The sequence below is a fragment of the Kitasatospora sp. NPDC004723 genome (assembly GCF_040609255.1).
In the GTDB taxonomy this organism is placed as follows: Bacteria; Actinomycetota; Actinomycetes; order Streptomycetales; family Streptomycetaceae; genus Kitasatospora.
The window spans coordinates 48585-65296 of the sequence record NZ_JBEXJT010000048.1 but is presented as its reverse complement, the minus strand read 5'-3'; the positions used below and the strand labels follow the sequence as shown (position 1 = coordinate 65296).

Sequence of the window (16712 nt, the reverse complement as noted above, 5' to 3'; positions counted from 1 at the left end):
ACACATGGCGGTGATCTTCGCGGACGCCACGCCCGCGAAGATCACCGCCAACGCATCACGGCACGCAGTTGATCAATTACCCAACACTTTCTGAGTCCTCAGGCGGCCTTGCGGACCCGGCCGGAGACCAGCGCGCCGAGCAGCGCGACCCCGGTCATGGTCAGGAAGATCACCGCGAAGGCACCGGTCGACCCGGTGCCCGCGGCGCCGTCGTGGGCGGCGGCCACCGAGCCGCCGCCCAGTGCCGCGAACAGCACCCCGGACAGGCCCACCAGCAGCACGTTGCCCAGCGCGTCGCTCACCTGGAGCGAGGCCGAGTTGGCCCCGGCGTCCTCCGGCGTCGACAGCTTCATCATCAGCACGCTGACGCTCGCGACCGTCAGGCCCATGCCGAACCCGCCGACGCCCCAGGCCACCGCCGCCACCCAGACCGGCGCCGCCGGGACGAGCACCAGCGCCGCCCCCGCGATGGCCACCGCGGTCAGCACGAAGCCGCCGCGGATCATCAGCGTGCGGTACCGCTCGGCCCCCGGCCGGCCCTGCAGCCAGGAGCCGAGCGCCCAGGACAGGCCGCCGCTGGTCAGGGTCAGACCGGCCAGCGTCGGCGAGAGCCCGCGCTCGGTCACCATCATCAGCGGGATGAACGCCTCCGCCGCGAAGAACGCCCCCGCCGCGACCCCGCGCAGCAGGATCACCGTCGGCAGCCCCCGCCCGGCCCGCAGCGTCCCGGTCGGCAGCAGCCCGAGCACCGCCGGGAGCAGCAGCGCCGCCCCGGCGACGGCCGGCAGCAGGCCGATCAGGTCCAGCCGCTGGCCCGCGTACTGCAGCAGACCCGCGCCGAGCGCGGCCATCGCGGCCAGCCCGGTGCGGCGGCGGTCGAACGCGGCGCCCCGGAGCACCGACTGCTCCTTCTCCGAGCGGCGCAGCGCCGGGCCCATCACCGCCAGCGGCAGCAGGATCAGCACCGGCACGGCGAGGAAGACCCAGCGCCAGCCGAGGTGCTGGGTGACCGCTCCGGAGACCACCGGGCCGATGATCGAGGGCAGCACCCAGGCCGAGGAGAAGGCGGCGAAGACCGCGGGCCGCAGCCGCTCGGGATAGGCCCGGCCGACCACCACGTAGAGCGCGACGATCACCAGGCCGCCCCCGAGGCCCTGGATCGCCCGGCCGCCCACGAAGATCCACATCCCGGGCGCCGCACCGGCCACCAGCAGGCCGGCGCCGAACACCGCGATCCCGGTGAACAGCGGTTGCAGCGGACCGCTGCGGTCGCACCACTGGCCGGAGACGACCAGCGCGAACAGCGTGGTGGTGAAGTAGCCGGAGAAGGCGAAGGCGTACAGCCCGAGCCCGTCCAGCTCGCGGGCGGCCACCGGCATCGCGGTGTTGACGGCCGTCGCCTCGAAGGCGATGACCAGGACCACCGAGACGATCCCCAGGGTCAGGGCCCGGAAACGGTCGCCCAGCACCCCTCCCCCGGGGTCGGTCGGTATCGGAACGGAGGCGGTGTCGGCCGAGGTGGGGGAGGCAGTGGTCATACGTATGATCGTAAGGCGCATCTGGCCCGGTGGCCCCTGACCCTGGTCGCTCCGCTCCTCCGACTCCGGTCCTAGGACCGGGTCAGTGCAGCACCTTGAGGCCCACCACGCCGGAGACGATCAGCAGCAGGCAGCCGATCCGGGCCAGGGTCACCGCGTCGCCCAGCACCGCCATGCCGTACAGCGCGGTGCCCACCGCGCCGATGCCCACCCACACGGCGTAGCCGGTGCCGATCGGGATCGAGCGCATCGCGTACGCCAGGCCGCCCATCGAGAACGCCAGCGCGACTCCGAACACCACGGTCGGGACGAGGCGGGAGAAGCCCTTGGAGGACTCCAGGGCCACCGCCCACACGGTCTCCAGGACACCGGAAACGATCAGAACGAGCCAAGCCATGACGGTCGTACCTCCGCAGTCGGCAGCGGCCGGGTTGCCGCTGTCACTGCGCCGTCTTGTCATCACCGGGTACGACGCACTCGTCCGGGGTGGCCACCGGGGGCCACCTGCCTCCGACCGTAGCACACCCCGCCACACAGAATTTACAAAAGGATATTGACGTTCCGCCCGGCATTCCGCCAAACTGAATTCACCAACACGGCGAACGACGACAGGAGTCGGACATGGACAGGAAGACGGCGGCCCGCGCGCCCCGCACCTGTGCCCCCGCTCCCCTGTGTTGTCGCGCCTGTCGCTGCTGCCACTGCGCCTGAGCGCGCCCTCGCAGTCCAGCCTTCCACCAGTTCCACCCCACGGCCGTGTGCCCGAGTGGTTTAGGGAACCGCCTGCAAAGCGGTGTACACGGGTTCGATTCCCGTCATGGCCTCAGAAGCGAATTGCCGGTCGGCGCGAAAAGCGCCGCCCGGCAATTCGTCATGCATTTTCCGGGGAATTCGGCGGGCCCTCCCGCCGAATTCCCCGGAAAATGCTCAGCCGGTGACGGCGTCCTCCGGGCGGATCGGCAGCCGGCCCACCGGCAGGCCGGTGGCGGCCCGCACCGCCGCGGCCACCGCCGCCGGGGCCGTCACCGCCGGCACCGCGCTGACCGCCTTGGCCCCGAACGGGGCCACCACGTCGCGTTCCTCCAGCAGGGCGGCCACCCGGATCTCCGGGGTGTCCAGCGCGGTCGGCAGCCGGTAGCCGGTGAGCGAGGGGTTGGCCAGCAGGCCGCCCTCGGTGCGCAGCTCCTCCAGCAGCGCCAGGCCGACGCCCTGGGCCACCCCCGCCTCGATCCGGTCCTCGATCTGCCGCGGGTTCAGCGCCCGGCCGACCTCCTGGGCCACCGTCACCTCGACCACCCGGACGGCGCCCAGCTCGATGTCCACGTCCACCACCGCGCGCATCGCGCAGAACGCGATGGAGACGAAGGCGTCGCCCTGCCCCGCCTCGTCCAGCGGCTCGGTCGGGTGCGGCCGGCACTGCGCGGTCGCCCAGAGCTCCTTGCCCTCCAGCGCCTCGGCCACCGGCATGCCGAGCACCCCGTCGTACGAGGTGATCTTGCCGTCGGAGATCTGCAGCAGCTCCGCCGACATCCCGAAGTTGGCGGCGATCGGCTGGAGCAGCTGGTGGCGGACCATCAGCGCGGCCCGCTCGATCGCGCCGCCGGAGACCCAGGTGTGCCGGCCCCGGGCGGACGGCCCGGCCACCGACTGGTCGCTGTCGGCAGGCGCGATGTACACCTCGCTGACGCCCAGCACGCTCTGCACGATCTGCCGGGCCAGCGTGGCGAAGCCCTGGCCGGCGTCGACCGCGGCGCAGATCACCGTGGCGTGGTCGCCGCTGACCCGCACCGTCGCGGTGGCGACCTCGTCCTCGCCCTCGGCGCCCAGCATGTGCACCATGCCCAGCGCGTAGCCGATGCCGCGGCGCACCGCGGCCGGGTCGCCGGCGCCGCCGGGCCCGCCCGGCAGCAGCCACTCGGCGTCCGGATCGTCCACCGGCAGGGCCGGCAGCGGCTCGGCGGCGACCGCCTCCAGCAGCGCGCTCACCGGCGCCGGGCAGGTGACGGCCTGTCCGGTGGGCAGCGGGTCACCGGTCGCCATCACGTTGCGGCGGCGGATCTCCACCGGGTCGATGCCGACCCGGGCGGCCAGCTGGTCCAGCTGCGACTCGTAGGCGAAGCACGCCTGCAGCGCGCCCTCGCCGCGCATCCGGCCGGCCGGCGGGTTGTTGGTGCGCACCGCCCAGGCGTCCACGAAGACGTTGGGGCAGTTGTACGGGCCGACCGAGAAGGCGGTGGCGGCGGCCAGCGCCTCGGCCGAGACGTCCGCGTAGGCGCCGCCGTCCAGCAGGATCTGCGCCTCGACCTTCACCAGCCGGCCCTCGGCGTCCGCGTGGTGGCGGTAGCGCAGCAGCGCCGGGTGCCGCGAGGGGTGGGTGTGGAAGGACTCCTCGCGGGTGAGGGTCATCTTCACCGGACGGCCGGTGCGCAGCGCCAGCAGCGCCAGGGTGACCTGGAAGGAGAGGTCCTCGCGGTCGGCGGTGGCGCCGGGCACGCCGGTGACCACCAGCCGGACCCGGTCCGGCTCCAGGCCCAGGCAGGCGGCGGTGCGGTCGCGGTCGCCGTGCGGGTCGGTGGAGGACAGGTGCAGCTCGACCCCGCCGTCCGGGCGCGGCACGGCCAGGCCCGCCTCGGCGCCGAGCGGCGCCGGGTCCTGCCGGCCCACCTGGTACAGGCCCTCGACGACGACCTCACCGACCGCCTCCGGGTCGCCGGTGCGCAGCGGCAGGTGGCGGAAGAGGTTGCCGTCCGGGTGCAGCGAGGGGGCGGTGAAGGACTGCTCGGGGTCGGTGACGGCGTCCAGCGGCTCGTAGTCGACGGCGATCAGGCCGACCGCGAGCCGGGCGGTGTCGGGGTGGTCGGCGGCGACCGCGGCCACCGGCTCGCCGTGGTGGCGGACCACCCCGGCGGCGAGCACCGGCCGGTCGGCGACGATCGGTCCGGACGGCGCGCCGTCCGGACCACCGTCCGGGCCGGCCGGCAGGTCGGCGGCGGTGACCACGGCGTGCACGCCGGGCAGGGCCAGCGCGGCGGAGGTGTCGATGCCGCGGATCCGGGCGTGCGGGTGCGGCGAGCGCAGCACCGCGCCCCAGAGCAGGCCCTCGGCCCACAGGTCGGCGGCGTAGGGGTAGATGCCGAGCGCCTTGGGCAGGGCGTCGCTGCGCAGCGGGGAGCTGCCCAGCCCGAACGGCTCCGTCGTGCCGCCCGCGTCGCCGTCCTGCTGGAGTGCTGCGCCGATGTCGGTAGGCGACGTCATGATGCGTGGTCGTCCTCGGGGAGCCGGATGCCGTGGGCGGGGGTGGCGCCGTACGGGACGCCGGCGGGGGCGGTGCCCTCGGCCGGGACGCCGTGCGGGGGCGTGGGGATGTACGGCGTGCCGTGCGCGGGGGTGCCGCCGTCCTGGCCGGGCTGCTGCGGGTAGCCGCCGGCCGGGGTCTCGTACACGGGGCCGTCGTAGACCGGGCCGTCGTAGGCCTGGGCCCCGTCGTAGCCGGGCTGCTGCGGGTAGCCGTTCGCGTCGGGGTGGCCGCCGGGCCCCGGCAGGTAGGTGCCGTGCGCCGGGGTGGTGCCCGGGTAGGGCTGCGGCCCGGGGTAGCCCTGGACCGGGTGGAAGCCGGTGGAGTCGGCGGCCGGCTGCGCGGGGACGTCCCGGATCGGGGCCAGCACGGTGGTGTCGTACACGCCGCTGTCGTAGCCGCCCGGGCCGTCGGGGGTTCCGTAGCCGCCGGTGACGGGGGCGGGCTGCTCGGCGGGCGGCTGCGGGACGTGCTCGATCCAGGCGTCGCCGTCGGTGTACACCGGCAGGTCGGCGGCGGCCGCGGGGTCGTCGGCGGGGTCCGCGGCGGACGTGCGCGCGGACGTGCGCGCGGGCGCGGACACGGGTCCGGGCGCCGCGTGGGCCGCTTCCGGGGCGGGGGTCGCAGCGGTCTTGGCGGTCTTGGCGGCCTTGGCGGACTCCTCCCCGGCGACCGCCTCGTCCGCCGCCTCGGTCTGCGCCGCGCGCGCCTCGGCGACGCTCTGCACGGCCGCCAGCGCGCCCCGGTAGCCGGTGCACCGGCAGAGGTTGCCGCACAGCGCCTGCCGCGCCTCGACCTCGGTGGGCCGGTGGTTGCGCTGGAGCAGGTCGTGCACGGCCATCGCCAGGCCGGGCACGCAGTAGCCGCACTGCACCGCGCCGGACTCGGCCAGCGCCTGCTGGACGTCGCTGGCGCCGCCGCCGGCCGACAGGCCCTCGACGGTGTTGATCTCGCTGTCCTGCGCCAGCGCGGCGGGGACCAGGCAGCCGGCCACCAGCTGACCGTCGACCTGCACCGAGCAGGCCCCGCACTCGCCCTGCTCGCAGCCGTCCTTGGCGCCGGCCAGGCCGAGCCGCTCGCGCAGCACGTAGAGCAGGCTCTCGCCGATCCAGGCGTCGGTGACGGGCCGTTCGAAGCCGTTGACCCGCAGGCTGTACGAGGTGGTCGGCCGCAACTCCCGGCTGACCTGCGGCGCGTGGTCGTGCGCGTGGTCGAGCAGCCCCGCGTCCAGGGCCTCGATGGGGTGGTCTGTGGTCACTTGAGCGCCCTTCCCAGTGCCCGGCGGGCCAGCACGGCTACGGTACGCCGCAGACGGACGGCGGCAGCGCTCGGCCCCTCGGTGACGGCCTCCCAGGCCCCCTCCGCGCCGTAGCCGTCGGGGACGCAGGCGGCGGCCACGTACTCGCCGAACGCGGCGGTCGCGGCCGGGTCGATCTCCCGCGAGCCGTCCCAGTCGATGCAGCCGGCCACCCAGGCCTCGGCCTCCAGGGGCCGCAGCGGCACCGGGGCGACGGCGCCGACGGCGCAGCGCACGGCCCGCCGCGCGGGGTCGAGGACAAGGGCGACGGAGGCGGTGGCGCGGGCCGGGCCGCTGCGGCCGGTGGCCTTGAGGAAGACCTGCGGGGCGTGCAGCAGCGGCACCCGCACCCAGGTGAGCAGTTCGCCGGGGCGCAGCGGGTCGAGGCCGGTGAGCAGGTGGCTGACCGGGACCTCGCGGGTGGCGCCGGCCCGGGCGAGGGTGACGCTGGCCTCCAGGGCGGCGAGCACCGGGAGGGTGTCGCCGGCCGGCGCGGCGGTGGCGATGTTGCCGCCGAGGGTGCCGACGTTGCGCACCTGCGGGGGGCCGGCGGTGCGGGCGGCGTCGGCCAGCGCGGGGATGAGCGCGGCGAAGTCGGGGCGGTCCATCCGGGCGTGGGTGAGCCCGGCGCCCAGGACGGCGGTGCCGCCGTCCTCGTAGCGCCAGCCGCGCAGTTCGGTGATCCGGCCGAGGCCCACCAGGGCGGCGGGGCGCAGGCGTCCGGCGTTGACCGCCTCCATCAGGTCGGTGGCGCCGGCCACCGGTACCGCGGCCGGGTGAGCGGCCAGCGCTTCAACGGCCTCGTCGAGGGAGGCCGGCAGCATGATCGTCCGGTTCACCTGGGTCCCACCGTGCTCCACTTGCTCATCGATCGCCTGCCGCCCGCGGCCCTGGACCGGGTGTCCGCGTCCGGCAGCCCGGCCTGGCCCGTAGGGTACGGGCGATCGGGCCGGGTTGGGCAACTCTGGCACACAATGCTCGATGATCATTTCGGGACGGGCGAACGGCGCTGCCCGATTGGGACCGATACCGGGCGGTATCCGACCCGGTCCGAGGCGGACCGGGTCGGATGTTCATCTGTTCTTGACGTCCGGCGACCGTTCGGAAGTTCCCGCGGGTCGTCCGCGTCCGTCCGCCCGGCGCGCCGTCAGACCACCGGCGGCGGCCCCTCGATCGGCCGGCCCTGCACGCCGGGCCAGGTCTGCCAGGGGTGCGGACCGGCGGCCGGACGGTACTCGACGCCGAGCGCGTCCAGCACCTCCAGGTGGCCCGCCATCCGCCGCTCGAAGCCGGCGAAGTCGCGCGCGGCCGGGTCGGCGGGCAGCGCCGACCAGGCGACCTCGGCGAAGGCCGCGAGCCGGGGGAAGGCCCGGTAGTCGATGTCCCGGGCACTGTGCATGAACTCGCTCCACAGGTTGGCCTGGGTGCCGATCACCCGGCGCGCCGCCACCTCGTCGAGCTGGGCCGGCACCGGCTCGAACCGGTAGACGTCCTCCAGGGTGCGCACGAAGCCGACCGGGATCGGCTCGTCCTCGCCGGGCGCCTGCCGGTGGTCGAGGTAGACCTGCTGCTCCGGGCACATCACCACGTCGTGCCCGGCCTGCGCGGCGGCGATCCCGCCGCCGTAGCCGCGCCAGGACGACACGGCGGCGCCGGGGGCCAGGCCGCCCTCCAGGATCTCGTCCCAGCCGATCAGCCGGCGGCCGCGCTCGGCCAGCCAGCGGTCGAAGTGCCGGATGATGTGGCTCTGCAGCTCGTCCTCGTTGGCCAGGCCCAGCTCGCGGATCCGCTCCTGCGCGGCGGCGCTCTCCTTCCACTGCTCCTTGGGGCACTCGTCGCCGCCGAGGTGGATGAACTCGGACGGGAAGAGCTCCAGGACCTCCTCCAGCACCCCCTCAAGGAACCGCAGGGTGGCCTCGGAGGCGTTGAGCACATTGGGGCTGACGCCCCAGTCGGTCCACACGCCGAGCTCCGAGGTGTCCACCACGTCGGTGTTGCCCAGCTCGGGGTAGGCGGACACGACGGCCTGGGTGTGGCCCGGCAGGTCGATCTCGGGCACCACCGTGATGCCGCGCTCGGCCGCGTAGGCGACGATCTCGCGCAGGTCGGCCTGGGTGTAGAAGCCGCCGTGCGGGCGGTCGTCGCGGCGCTGGCCGGCCCGGTAGCCGACCATCGAGCGCTCGCGCCAGGACGCCTTCCCGGTGAGCGCCGGGTAGCGCTTGATCTCCACCCGCCAGCCCTGGTCGTCGGTCAGGTGCAGGTGCAGCACGTTGAGCTTGTGCGCGGACAGCTGGTCGATGAAGCGCAGCACGTCGGCCTTGGGCAGGAAGTGCCGGGCGACGTCCAGCAGCGCGCCGCGCCAGCCGAACCGGGGCGCGTCCTCGATGTCCACGCCGGGCAGCACCCACTCGGAGCGCAGCGGGGCGCGCCGGTAGGCGTCCGGGCCGAGCAGCCGGCGCAGTGTCTGGGCACCCCAGAGCGCGCCGGCCGGTCCGCCGGCGGTGATCACGGCGTGGCCGGGGCGCACCGAGAGCCGGTACGCCTCGGCGGCCAGCGTGTCGTCGTGGACCAGTTCGACGCCCTCGCCGGGCCGTCCGGGGGCGAGCGGCAGGCCGGTGGCGGCGGTCAGCGAGGAGCGCAGCCACCGTTCGGCCCCGGCCAGCTCGGGCGGCGCGGTGAGGGTGGTCGTCCGGTCGAGCGGGAAGTCCTGGTCCGGGAGGCGGACGGAACTCACGGGGGCGGGAATGAGGTCCATTGCGACATCCTCCCCCGGCCCGGAGGACTGGCATAGACCACCCCGGAATCGCCGTGCAATGCAAAACGGCGCCGCGGAGCGCGGAACGGACGGCCTACTGCTTGCCGCCGTCGTCGCCGCCCTGCGGCTTGCCGATGCCGTCGTAGATCTCCTTGCACATCGGGCAGACCGGGTACTTCTTCGGGTCGCGCCCGGGCACCCACACCTTGCCGCAGAGCGCCACCACGGGGGATCCGGAGAGCGCGCTCTCCATGATCTTGTCCTTCTGGACGTAGTGCGCGAAGCGCTCGTGGTCGCCGTCCCCGTGGGACACCTGCGGGACGGGCTCGACCAGGGTGCCGGTGCCGAGGCCGCGCTCGGGCTCAAGAGTGCTCATGGGTGCCAAGTCTATGGGCGCCCCGCGAAACCGGGCCAGTGTCGCGGCGCCCTGCACATGTCACGGTCGCGCCGGCCGGCCCCGCCGCCCCTCAGTTGAGCGTCGGATCGTCCGGATAGCTCGCCAGCAGGGCCAGCGGGCCGCGCTGGCGGCGCAGCACCGCGCGCCAGAGCCGCTCCGGCTCGGGGCTGGAGATGTCCCCCGGCTCGCAGTCCACCAGGTACCAGGCCCCGCTGGAGACCTCCGTCTCCAGTTGCCCCGGCGCCCAGCCCGCGTACCCGGCGAAGATCCGCAGCGCGCCGAGCTCGCCGGCCAGCACCTCGGGCGGCGCCTCCAGGTCCACCAGGCCGATCGCGCCGTGCACCCGCCGCCAGCCGAGCGGCTCGCCGGTGCCGGGCTCCCCCGGCGCCACCGCCAGGCCGAGCGCCGAGTCCAGGGCCACCGGGCCGCCCTGGAACACCACCGCCGGACGGCCGACCAGCACGCCCCAGCCGTCCAGCACGCTGCCGACCTCGACCGGGGTCGGCCGGTTCAGCACCACGCCGAGCGCCCCCTCGGCGTCGTGGTCGAGGAGGAGCACCACCGCCCGGGCGAAGTTCGGGTCGGTGAGCACGGGCGTCGCGACGAGCAGACGGCCGGTGTGGGACCGGCCTGCGTGCGAATGGGCCGCCGTCATGCCCACATGATCCCGCAGAACGCCCCGCGACGGACACCCGAGGACCGGCGGGCCGGGGAACGCGCCACGAACACCCGTACGGACGCGCCGACGCGCGCCGCGGGGCCCGGGGAGAGCACCATCACGGGAGAGGCTCACGGGAACCGTCGGCACGACCACTACCATCTACTGATGGTGGACGCCCGTCCACGGTGCCGATTCGGTCACGCCGGGGGCCCGACGCGCCCGTGCAACCGTTCCACCGCATGGCTCGTCGCCGAGCCGCACCCACTCCTCTGGCACCCCGGATTGCGAGAACGATGACCGACGACGTCCTGCTGGTCCACGGCGGAAACCCGCTCGAAGGCGAGATCCGCGTCCGCGGTGCGAAGAACCTGGTGCCCAAGGCCATGGTCGCCGCCCTGCTCGGGCAGGGCCCCAGCCGACTGCGCAACGTCCCGGACATCCGCGACGTCAAGGTGGTCCGCGGCCTGCTCCAGCTGCACGGCGTGACCGTGCGCACCGGCGACGAGGACGGCGAGCTCATCCTCGACCCCTCGCACGTGGAGAGCGCCAACGTCGCCGACATCGACGCGCACGCCGGCTCCTCGCGCATCCCGATCCTGTTCTGCGGCCCCCTGCTGCACCGCCTCGGCCACGCCTTCATCCCCGGCCTGGGCGGCTGCGACATCGGCGGCCGTCCGGTCGACTTCCACTTCGAGGTGCTGCGCCAGTTCGGCGCCACCATCGAGAAGCACCCGCAGGGCACCTACCTGGTCGCCCAGCAGCGTCTGCGCGGCACCAGGATCGAGCTGCCCTACCCCTCGGTCGGCGCGACCGAGCAGGTGCTGCTCACCGCGGTGCTCGCCGAGGGCGTCACCGAGCTGCGCAACGCCGCCATCGAGCCGGAGATCGTCGACCTCATCTGCGTGCTGCAGAAGATGGGCGCGATCATCACCCTGGGCACCGACCGCACCATCCTGATCACCGGTGTCGACGAGCTGGACGGCTACAACCACCGGGCGCTGCCGGACCGCCTGGAGTCGGCCTCCTGGGCCTGCGCGGCGCTGGCCACCAAGGGCGACATCTACGTCCGCGGCGCCCGCCAGCTGGAGATGATGACCTTCCTCAACACCTTCCGGAAGGTCGGCGGCGCCTTCGAGGTGGACGACGAGGGCATCCGGTTCTGGCACCCGGGCGGCGAGCTCACCGCGATCGCCCTGGAGACGGACGTGCACCCCGGTTTCCAGACCGACTGGCAGCAGCCGCTGGTGGTCGCGCTGACCCAGGCGACCGGTCTGTCGATCGTGCACGAGACGGTGTACGAGTCCCGGCTGGGCTTCACCGGCGCGCTCAACCAGATGGGCGCGCACATCCAGCTCTACCGCGAGTGCCTGGGCGCCACGCCGTGCCGCTTCGGCGCCCGCAACTTCCTGCACTCCGCGGTGGTCTCCGGCCCGTCCAAGCTGATGGGCTCCGAGCTGGTCATCCCGGACCTGCGCGGCGGCTTCTCGTACCTGATCGCGGCGCTGGCGGCCGAGGGCACCTCGACCGTGCACGGCATCGACCTGATCAACCGCGGCTACGAGAACTTCATGGACAAGCTGCGCGACCTCGGCGCCCACGTCGAGCTGCCGAGCGAGCGGGTCGGCGAGGAGCTGGTCGGCGCCTGACCGGCGCCCCCGCCGACGGCGAGAGGCCGGGCCCCCGCGACGGGGACCCGGCCTCTCGGGCGTTCAAGGGGTGGTTCAGGCGCCCTTGGCGGCTTCCTTCAGCTTGGAGCCGGCGCTGACCTTGGCGCTGTAGCCCTCGGGGATCTGGATCGGCTCGCCGGTCTGCGGGTTGCGGGCGGTGCGAGCGGCACGGTGGGTGCGCTCGAAGGTCAGGAAACCGGGGATGGTGACCTTCTCGTCGCCCTTGGCGACGACCTCGCCGACGATCTCGGCGAAGGCGGCCAGAACGGCGTCGGCGTCCTTGCGGGTCACCTCGGCGCGCTCGGACAGCGCGGCCACCAGCTCACTGCGGTTCATGTGTACTCCTGTGGTCTGTTCGCTTGCGGTGTGCGGGGGCCCATCGGTGCTCCCACCGGGGGGCACCCGGATGGGCCGCAGGTCCGCACACTGTGCTCATGCAGGCAATGCGTGGTCGCGAGCCGGGTCCGCACCCAGTGCCGCGCGCCGTGCCTTCGAAGGCCCGCCTGCCTGCCCGGATACGAATCCTGCCCCGACCGGCCCCGAGAATGCCAATCGGGCCCCGGCGGTACAACCCGAACAGCGCCCGCCCGCCGGAGGTGTGACGCTCCGTCGGCTCCGGCGGACCGGGCGCGGGCGGCGGTCGGGAGGACGCGCCGGAAGACCAGGGGGACGTTCCGTACTTGTCGGACACGCCTGCCCCGTGCAGGGCTACCGTACGCCCTAGGTCCGACAAGCCCAAACACGCCCCTCGCCCTTGTGTCGCAAGGGTTCGGGGCGGGAAGGGGCGGGTACGACCGTCAATCGGCCATTTGACCGATACGCGACACATTGCCACCGGCCGTCGTGGAAGCTCGACGCCGGGCCCGGCGCAGGGGCCCGGCGGTGCCGTCCGGCGTCAGAGCTTCACGGCGGGGAAGGAGGCGGTGTCGAGCGTGCCGACGATGCCCGGGGTCGGCCGGGGCGGCACGGGCGCCTCCGAGGCGGCGGCCAGGGCCGCCTCGCGGACGGCGGCGGCGACGGTCTTGGCGACGTCCTTGTGGAACACGCTGGGGATGATGTAGTTCGGGTTGCGCTCGTCGTCGCCGACGGTGGCGGCCAGGGCCCGGGCGGCGGCGATCATCATCTCGGTGTTGACCGTGCGGCTCTGGGCGTCCAGCAGGCCGCGGAAGACACCCGGGAAGACCAGCACGTTGTTGATCTGGTTCGGGAAGTCGCTGCGGCCGGTGGCGACCACCGCGGCGGTCTGCCGGGCCACCGCCGGGTCGACCTCCGGGTCCGGGTTGGCCAGCGCGAAGACGATCGCGTCCTCCGCCATGGTGGCCAGGTCGTCGCCGTCCAGCACGTTCGGGGCGGAGACGCCGATGAAGACGTCGGCGCCGGCCACGGCCTCCTTGAGGCTGCCGGTGCGGCCCGAGCGGTTGGTGTGCTCGGCGATCCAGCGCAGGCTGTCGTTGAGGTCGTCGCGGCCCTCGTGGACCACGCCCTTCACGTCCGCCACGGTGGCGTGCGCGACACCGGCCGCCATCAGCAGCTTGAGGATCGCGGTACCGGCGGCGCCGGCGCCCGACATCACCACCCGGATGTCGCCGATCTCCTTGCCGACCACCTTGAGCGCGTTCATCAGCGCCGCCAGCACCACGATGGCGGTGCCGTGCTGGTCGTCGTGGAAGACCGGGATGTCCAGGGCCTCGCGCAGCCGGGCCTCGATCTCGAAGCAGCGCGGCGCGGAGATGTCCTCCAGGTTGATGCCGGCGAAGCCCGGGGCGATCGCCTTGACGATGGCCACGATCTCGTCGGTGTCCTGGGTGTCCAGGCAGATCGGCCAGGCGTCGATCCCGGCGAAGCGCTTGAACAGGGCCGCCTTGCCCTCCATGACCGGCAGCGCGGCGGCCGGGCCGATGTTGCCCAGGCCCAGCACGGCGGAGCCGTCGGTGACCACGGCGACGCTGTTGCGCTTGATGGTGAGGCGGCGGGCGTCCTCGGGGTTCTCGGCGATCGCCATGCAGACCCGGGCGACACCCGGGGTGTAGATCATCGAGAGGTCGTCACGGTTGCGGATCGGCAGCTTCGAGGACATCTCGATCTTGCCGCCGAGGTGCATCAGGAAGGTGCGGTCCGAGACCTTGCCGATGGTGACGCCGTCGATCGCCCGGAGCTTCTCGACGATCTCCTCACCGTGCGCCACCGAGGCGGCGGCGACGGTGACGTCGATCCGCAGCGCCTCCAGGCCGGAGGAGGTCACGTCGAGGCCGGTCACCGAGCCGCCGGAGGACTCCACCGCCGTGGTGATCGCGCTGACGGCGTTGCCGCTGGCGGGCACCTCCAGCCGCACCGTGATCGAGTTCGAGACACTGGGCACCGTCGCCATCGACGTTCCTTCTTCCGTCCGTCCGCGAGTTCAACAGTCCGTTGAAGACCTCGCATGCGTCTGCTAGACGTCGATGGTCGCACCAATTCGGGCGTAGTCAGAAATAACGTTCATTGAGTGTGCGGACCCGACAACTTCTTGCCTCCACCGCCCGATGCGTTACATTGGACGGGACACCGGCTCGATCCAAGCCCCCGGGCCCAACCTTCGTCCCTTCGAGGGACCACTTGCCGCGAGGCGAGCATGGCGGGTCGGTGTCGTAGCTTCTGAAGGCCCCTCACCCGCCGGGTGGGGGGCCTTCGCCGTGGTCGCGGCGCGTCACGGCGTACGGCCGGCCCGGGGCGGGCCGGCCGTACGAACCGTCAGTGGCGCGGGTCAGTCGCGCAGCAGCGCGGGCACCCCGGCCGCGTCCGGCAGGTCGTCCGGACCGGACAGCACGGTCAGCCGCTGGGTCGCCCGGGTCAGCGCCACGTACAGCACCCGCAGACCCGCCTCCGACTCACCGGCGATCCCGGTCGGGTCGGCCACCACGGTCGCGTCGTACTCCAGGCCCTTGGCCTCCAGACTGCCCAGCGCCACCACCCGCCCGCCCAGCCCCTCGGCCCAGCCCGCGGCCTCGGCCCGCCGGTCCATCGGCACCACCACGGCCACCGTGCCGTCCACCTCGCCCAGCAGCCGCTCCAGCTCGGCCCGGACGCCCGCGCCGAAGGCCTCCGGCGACGGGTCGGTGACGGCCGCGAAGCGCGGCTCGACGCCCACGTGCCGCACCGCGCTCGGCGACGGCGTGCCCGGCGCCGCCAGCGCCAGCACCTTGGCCGCCACCTCGGCGATCTCGGCGGGGTTGCGGTAGTTCACGGTCAGCGTGAAGCGGCGGCGCGGCTTGCCGGACAGCACCTCGTCCAGCGCGGCCTGCGCCTCCTCGGGGAACGGCCAGGAGGACTGCGCGGGATCGCCGACGATGGTCCAGGTGGCCATCCGGGCCCGGCGACCGATCATCCGCCACTGCATCGGGGTGAGGTCCTGCGCCTCGTCGACGATCACGTGCGCGTACTCGACGCGCTCGACGGGCAGGCGCTCACGCTGCCGGGCGGACCGGTCGGCGAAGGTGGTGACCTCCTCCAGGCCGCTCAGCAGGTCCACCGCGTCCACCTCGCGGACCTTCACCCGGGCCGGCTCGCCGAGCAGCACCTGCAGCTCGTCCACCAGCGCCACGTCGTGCGCCGACAGGGCGCCCTCGCCGCGCTCCGACAGGTGCCGCCAGGACGCCGCCAGCAGCCGCGCCTCCTCCGGGGTGACCGCGCGACGGGCGATCCGGTTGATGTGCCGGGACTGCTTCAGCGTGCCGAGCACCCGGCGCGGGGTGACCGCGGGCCACCAGGCGTCCAGGAAGTCCAGGAACGGCGCCTCGTCCGAGACGTAGTCGTCGAAGGCCTCCTTCTCCTCCTGGCGCTGCTCGCGGGCGTAGTGGTCGGCGGGCTTGGGCAGGTGGCGGACGGCCTGCTGCCAGAGCGCGTCCAGCAGCAGCCGGCGGGCGCGCGGGCGCAGCAGGTTGAGCGGGGTGCCGCCGGAGCCGATGACGTTGCCGCGCACCGCCTTCAGCCGGCCCGCGTCCAGCCTGAGCACCTCGCCGCGGGCGACCACCTTCAGCTCCTGCGGCGCGCCCAGCTCCAGCACGCCCCGGGCGGCCCGGCGCAGCAGCTGGACCATCCGGGCCGAGCCCTTGATCCGGGCCGTCTCCGGGGTGTCGTAGGTGCCGGCCTCGATGCCGTCGACCAGCGAGCCGACCGCGCGGATGGCGACCTGGCCCTCCTCGCCGAGCGAGGGCAGCACGCCCTCGGTGTAGGAGACCAGCAGCGGGGTCGGCGAGACCACCAGGATGCCCCCGGCGTACCGGCGGCGGTCCTGGTAGAGCAGGAAGGCCGCCCGGTGCAGCGCGACGGCGGTCTTGCCGGTGCCGGGGCCGCCGGTGACCAGCGTGGCGCCGGCCGCGGCGGCGCGGATCACCTCGTCCTGCTCCTTCTGGATGGAGGAGACGATGTCGCGCATCGAGTGGCTGCGGGCGCGGCCCAGCGAGGCCATCAGCGCGCCGTCGCCGACCACCGCCAGCTCCTCGCCGTCCAGGGTGGGGGTGAGGTCGGGACGCAGCAGGTCGTCCTCGACGCCGATCACCTTGCGGCCCTTGGAGCGGATCACCCGGCGCCGGATGACCCGGCCGGGCTCCAGCGGGGTGGAGCGGTAGAACGGCGCTGCGGCGGGGGCCCGCCAGTCGATCACCAGCGGGCCGTACTCCGCGTCCAGCACCCCGAGCCGGCCGATGTGCAGGGTCTCGGCGACGGCCGGGTCGGCCGGGTCGAGCGGGGTGTTGGAGGGGATGCCGTGCTCCTCCGGGGCGTCGGGCCGCTGCAGGTCGATGCGGCCGAACAGGAAGTCCTCGAACTCGTTGTTGAGCCGCTGGAGGTGGGCGCCGGCCCGGTACACCTGGGCGTCGCGCTCGGCGAGCGCGCCGGGGGTACCGACGTGCACGCGCTTGGCGGCGTCCTCCAGGATGTACTCGGCCTCGGCGAGCTTCTCCTCCAACCGGTGGTACACCGTGTCGAGGTGGCGCTGCTCACCGGCGATCTCGCGCGCGCGCACGGTCTCGTGGTCGGTGGCGGTGGTGTCCGTGGTACTGGTGTCCGTGTTGCTCTGCATGGCCTCGGTGGTTGCGGCGGAATCCGGCTCCGGGAAACGAGCG

General features: G+C 73.9%; 11 protein-coding genes, 1 tRNA gene, 1 pseudogene and 1 riboswitch. Of the genes and pseudogenes, 2 read left to right on the top strand and 11 right to left on the bottom strand.

Annotated elements, in window-relative coordinates; genetic code table 11:
- Window positions 1-98 precede the first annotated feature (98 nt).
- Window positions 99-1538, bottom strand: a complete 1440-nt coding sequence (locus ABZW10_RS31945; RefSeq protein ID WP_355372932.1) for an MFS transporter — start codon at window positions 1536-1538, stop codon at window positions 99-101.
- Between the two features lie 82 nt (window positions 1539-1620).
- The gene (locus tag ABZW10_RS31940) at window positions 1621-1935 is read right to left on the bottom strand and encodes an SMR family transporter (protein ID WP_355372929.1); all 315 of its coding nucleotides are present in this window, start codon (window positions 1933-1935) and stop codon (window positions 1621-1623) included.
- 45 nt (window positions 1936-1980) lie between these two features.
- A riboswitch (guanidine-III (ykkC-III) riboswitch) is annotated at window positions 1981-2046 on the bottom strand.
- A gap of 244 nt (window positions 2047-2290) precedes the next feature.
- On the opposite strand from ABZW10_RS31940, the gene ABZW10_RS31935 reads away from it, so the two are divergent.
- Window positions 2291-2362: transfer RNA gene (locus tag ABZW10_RS31935), tRNA-Cys, on the top strand.
- 103 nt (window positions 2363-2465) lie between these two features.
- Here the strand turns inward: ABZW10_RS31935 and ABZW10_RS31930 are convergent.
- The 6 genes and pseudogenes from ABZW10_RS31930 to ABZW10_RS31905 form a co-directional block, all read right to left on the bottom strand.
- A complete protein-coding gene (locus tag ABZW10_RS31930; protein WP_355372926.1) occupies window positions 2466-4793 on the bottom strand; it encodes a xanthine dehydrogenase family protein molybdopterin-binding subunit in 2328 nt (775 codons plus the stop codon).
- 755 nt (window positions 4794-5548) lie between these two features.
- Window positions 5549-5992, bottom strand: a pseudogene (locus ABZW10_RS31925) ((2Fe-2S)-binding protein); the annotation flags it as partial.
- 95 nt (window positions 5993-6087) lie between these two features.
- Window positions 6088-6954 carry an FAD binding domain-containing protein gene (locus tag ABZW10_RS31920; RefSeq protein ID WP_350545037.1) on the bottom strand — a complete coding sequence of 289 codons (867 nt, stop codon included), beginning with the start codon at window positions 6952-6954 and terminating at the stop codon, window positions 6088-6090.
- A 323-nt stretch (window positions 6955-7277) separates the two neighbouring features.
- On the bottom strand, window positions 7278-8885 hold the full coding sequence (locus ABZW10_RS31915) for a beta-N-acetylhexosaminidase (protein ID WP_355372923.1): 1608 nt from the start codon (window positions 8883-8885) through the stop codon (window positions 7278-7280).
- 94 nt (window positions 8886-8979) lie between these two features.
- Window positions 8980-9261: a DUF3039 domain-containing protein gene (locus tag ABZW10_RS31910; protein ID WP_355372920.1), complete on the bottom strand. Its 282-nt coding sequence runs from the start codon at window positions 9259-9261 to the stop codon at window positions 8980-8982.
- 91 nt (window positions 9262-9352) lie between these two features.
- Entirely contained in the window at window positions 9353-9937 is a 585-nt protein-coding gene (locus ABZW10_RS31905) for a YqgE/AlgH family protein (protein WP_355372917.1), read from the bottom strand.
- A 299-nt stretch (window positions 9938-10236) separates the two neighbouring features.
- On the opposite strand from ABZW10_RS31905, the gene murA reads away from it, so the two are divergent.
- Complete coding sequence (murA, locus tag ABZW10_RS31900; RefSeq protein ID WP_355372915.1) at window positions 10237-11589, top strand: UDP-N-acetylglucosamine 1-carboxyvinyltransferase; 1353 nt, start codon at window positions 10237-10239, stop codon at window positions 11587-11589.
- A 75-nt stretch (window positions 11590-11664) separates the two neighbouring features.
- Here the strand turns inward: murA and ABZW10_RS31895 are convergent, their stop codons facing one another.
- The 3 genes from ABZW10_RS31895 to ABZW10_RS31885 all read right to left on the bottom strand — a co-directional run bounded on the left by ABZW10_RS31895 (window position 11665) and on the right by ABZW10_RS31885 (window position 16669).
- The gene (locus tag ABZW10_RS31895) at window positions 11665-11946 is read right to left on the bottom strand and encodes an HU family DNA-binding protein (protein ID WP_030308200.1); all 282 of its coding nucleotides are present in this window, start codon (window positions 11944-11946) and stop codon (window positions 11665-11667) included.
- Window positions 11947-12505: 559 nt separating this feature from the next.
- Entirely contained in the window at window positions 12506-13978 is a 1473-nt protein-coding gene (locus tag ABZW10_RS31890) for an NAD-dependent malic enzyme (RefSeq protein ID WP_355372912.1), read from the bottom strand.
- 375 nt (window positions 13979-14353) lie between these two features.
- Window positions 14354-16669 carry a UvrD-helicase domain-containing protein gene (locus tag ABZW10_RS31885; protein WP_355372910.1) on the bottom strand — a complete coding sequence of 772 codons (2316 nt, stop codon included), beginning with the start codon at window positions 16667-16669 and terminating at the stop codon, window positions 14354-14356.
- Window positions 16670-16712 lie beyond the last annotated feature (43 nt).

What these genes read in the sequence shown, in the direction of transcription:
- ABZW10_RS31905 (WP_355372917.1), bottom strand. Translation starts at nt 9,937, where the DNA reads ATGACGGCGGCCCATTCGCACGCAGGCCGGTCCCACACCGGCCGTCTG.
- ABZW10_RS31910 (WP_355372920.1), bottom strand. Translation starts at nt 9,261, where the DNA reads ATGAGCACTCTTGAGCCCGAGCGCGGCCTCGGCACCGGCACCCTGGTC.
- ABZW10_RS31930 (WP_355372926.1), bottom strand. Translation starts at nt 4,793, where the DNA reads ATGACGTCGCCTACCGACATCGGCGCAGCACTCCAGCAGGACGGCGAC.
- ABZW10_RS31890 (WP_355372912.1), bottom strand. Translation starts at nt 13,978, where the DNA reads ATGGCGACGGTGCCCAGTGTCTCGAACTCGATCACGGTGCGGCTGGAG.
- ABZW10_RS31945 (WP_355372932.1), bottom strand. Translation starts at nt 1,538, where the DNA reads ATGACCACTGCCTCCCCCACCTCGGCCGACACCGCCTCCGTTCCGATA.
- ABZW10_RS31895 (WP_030308200.1), bottom strand. Translation starts at nt 11,946, where the DNA reads ATGAACCGCAGTGAGCTGGTGGCCGCGCTGTCCGAGCGCGCCGAGGTG.
- ABZW10_RS31940 (WP_355372929.1), bottom strand. Translation starts at nt 1,935, where the DNA reads ATGGCTTGGCTCGTTCTGATCGTTTCCGGTGTCCTGGAGACCGTGTGG.
- ABZW10_RS31915 (WP_355372923.1), bottom strand. Translation starts at nt 8,885, where the DNA reads ATGGACCTCATTCCCGCCCCCGTGAGTTCCGTCCGCCTCCCGGACCAG.
- ABZW10_RS31885 (WP_355372910.1), bottom strand. Translation starts at nt 16,669, where the DNA reads ATGCAGAGCAACACGGACACCAGTACCACGGACACCACCGCCACCGAC.
- ABZW10_RS31920 (WP_350545037.1), bottom strand. Translation starts at nt 6,954, where the DNA reads ATGCTGCCGGCCTCCCTCGACGAGGCCGTTGAAGCGCTGGCCGCTCAC.
- murA (WP_355372915.1), top strand. Translation starts at nt 10,237, where the DNA reads ATGACCGACGACGTCCTGCTGGTCCACGGCGGAAACCCGCTCGAAGGC.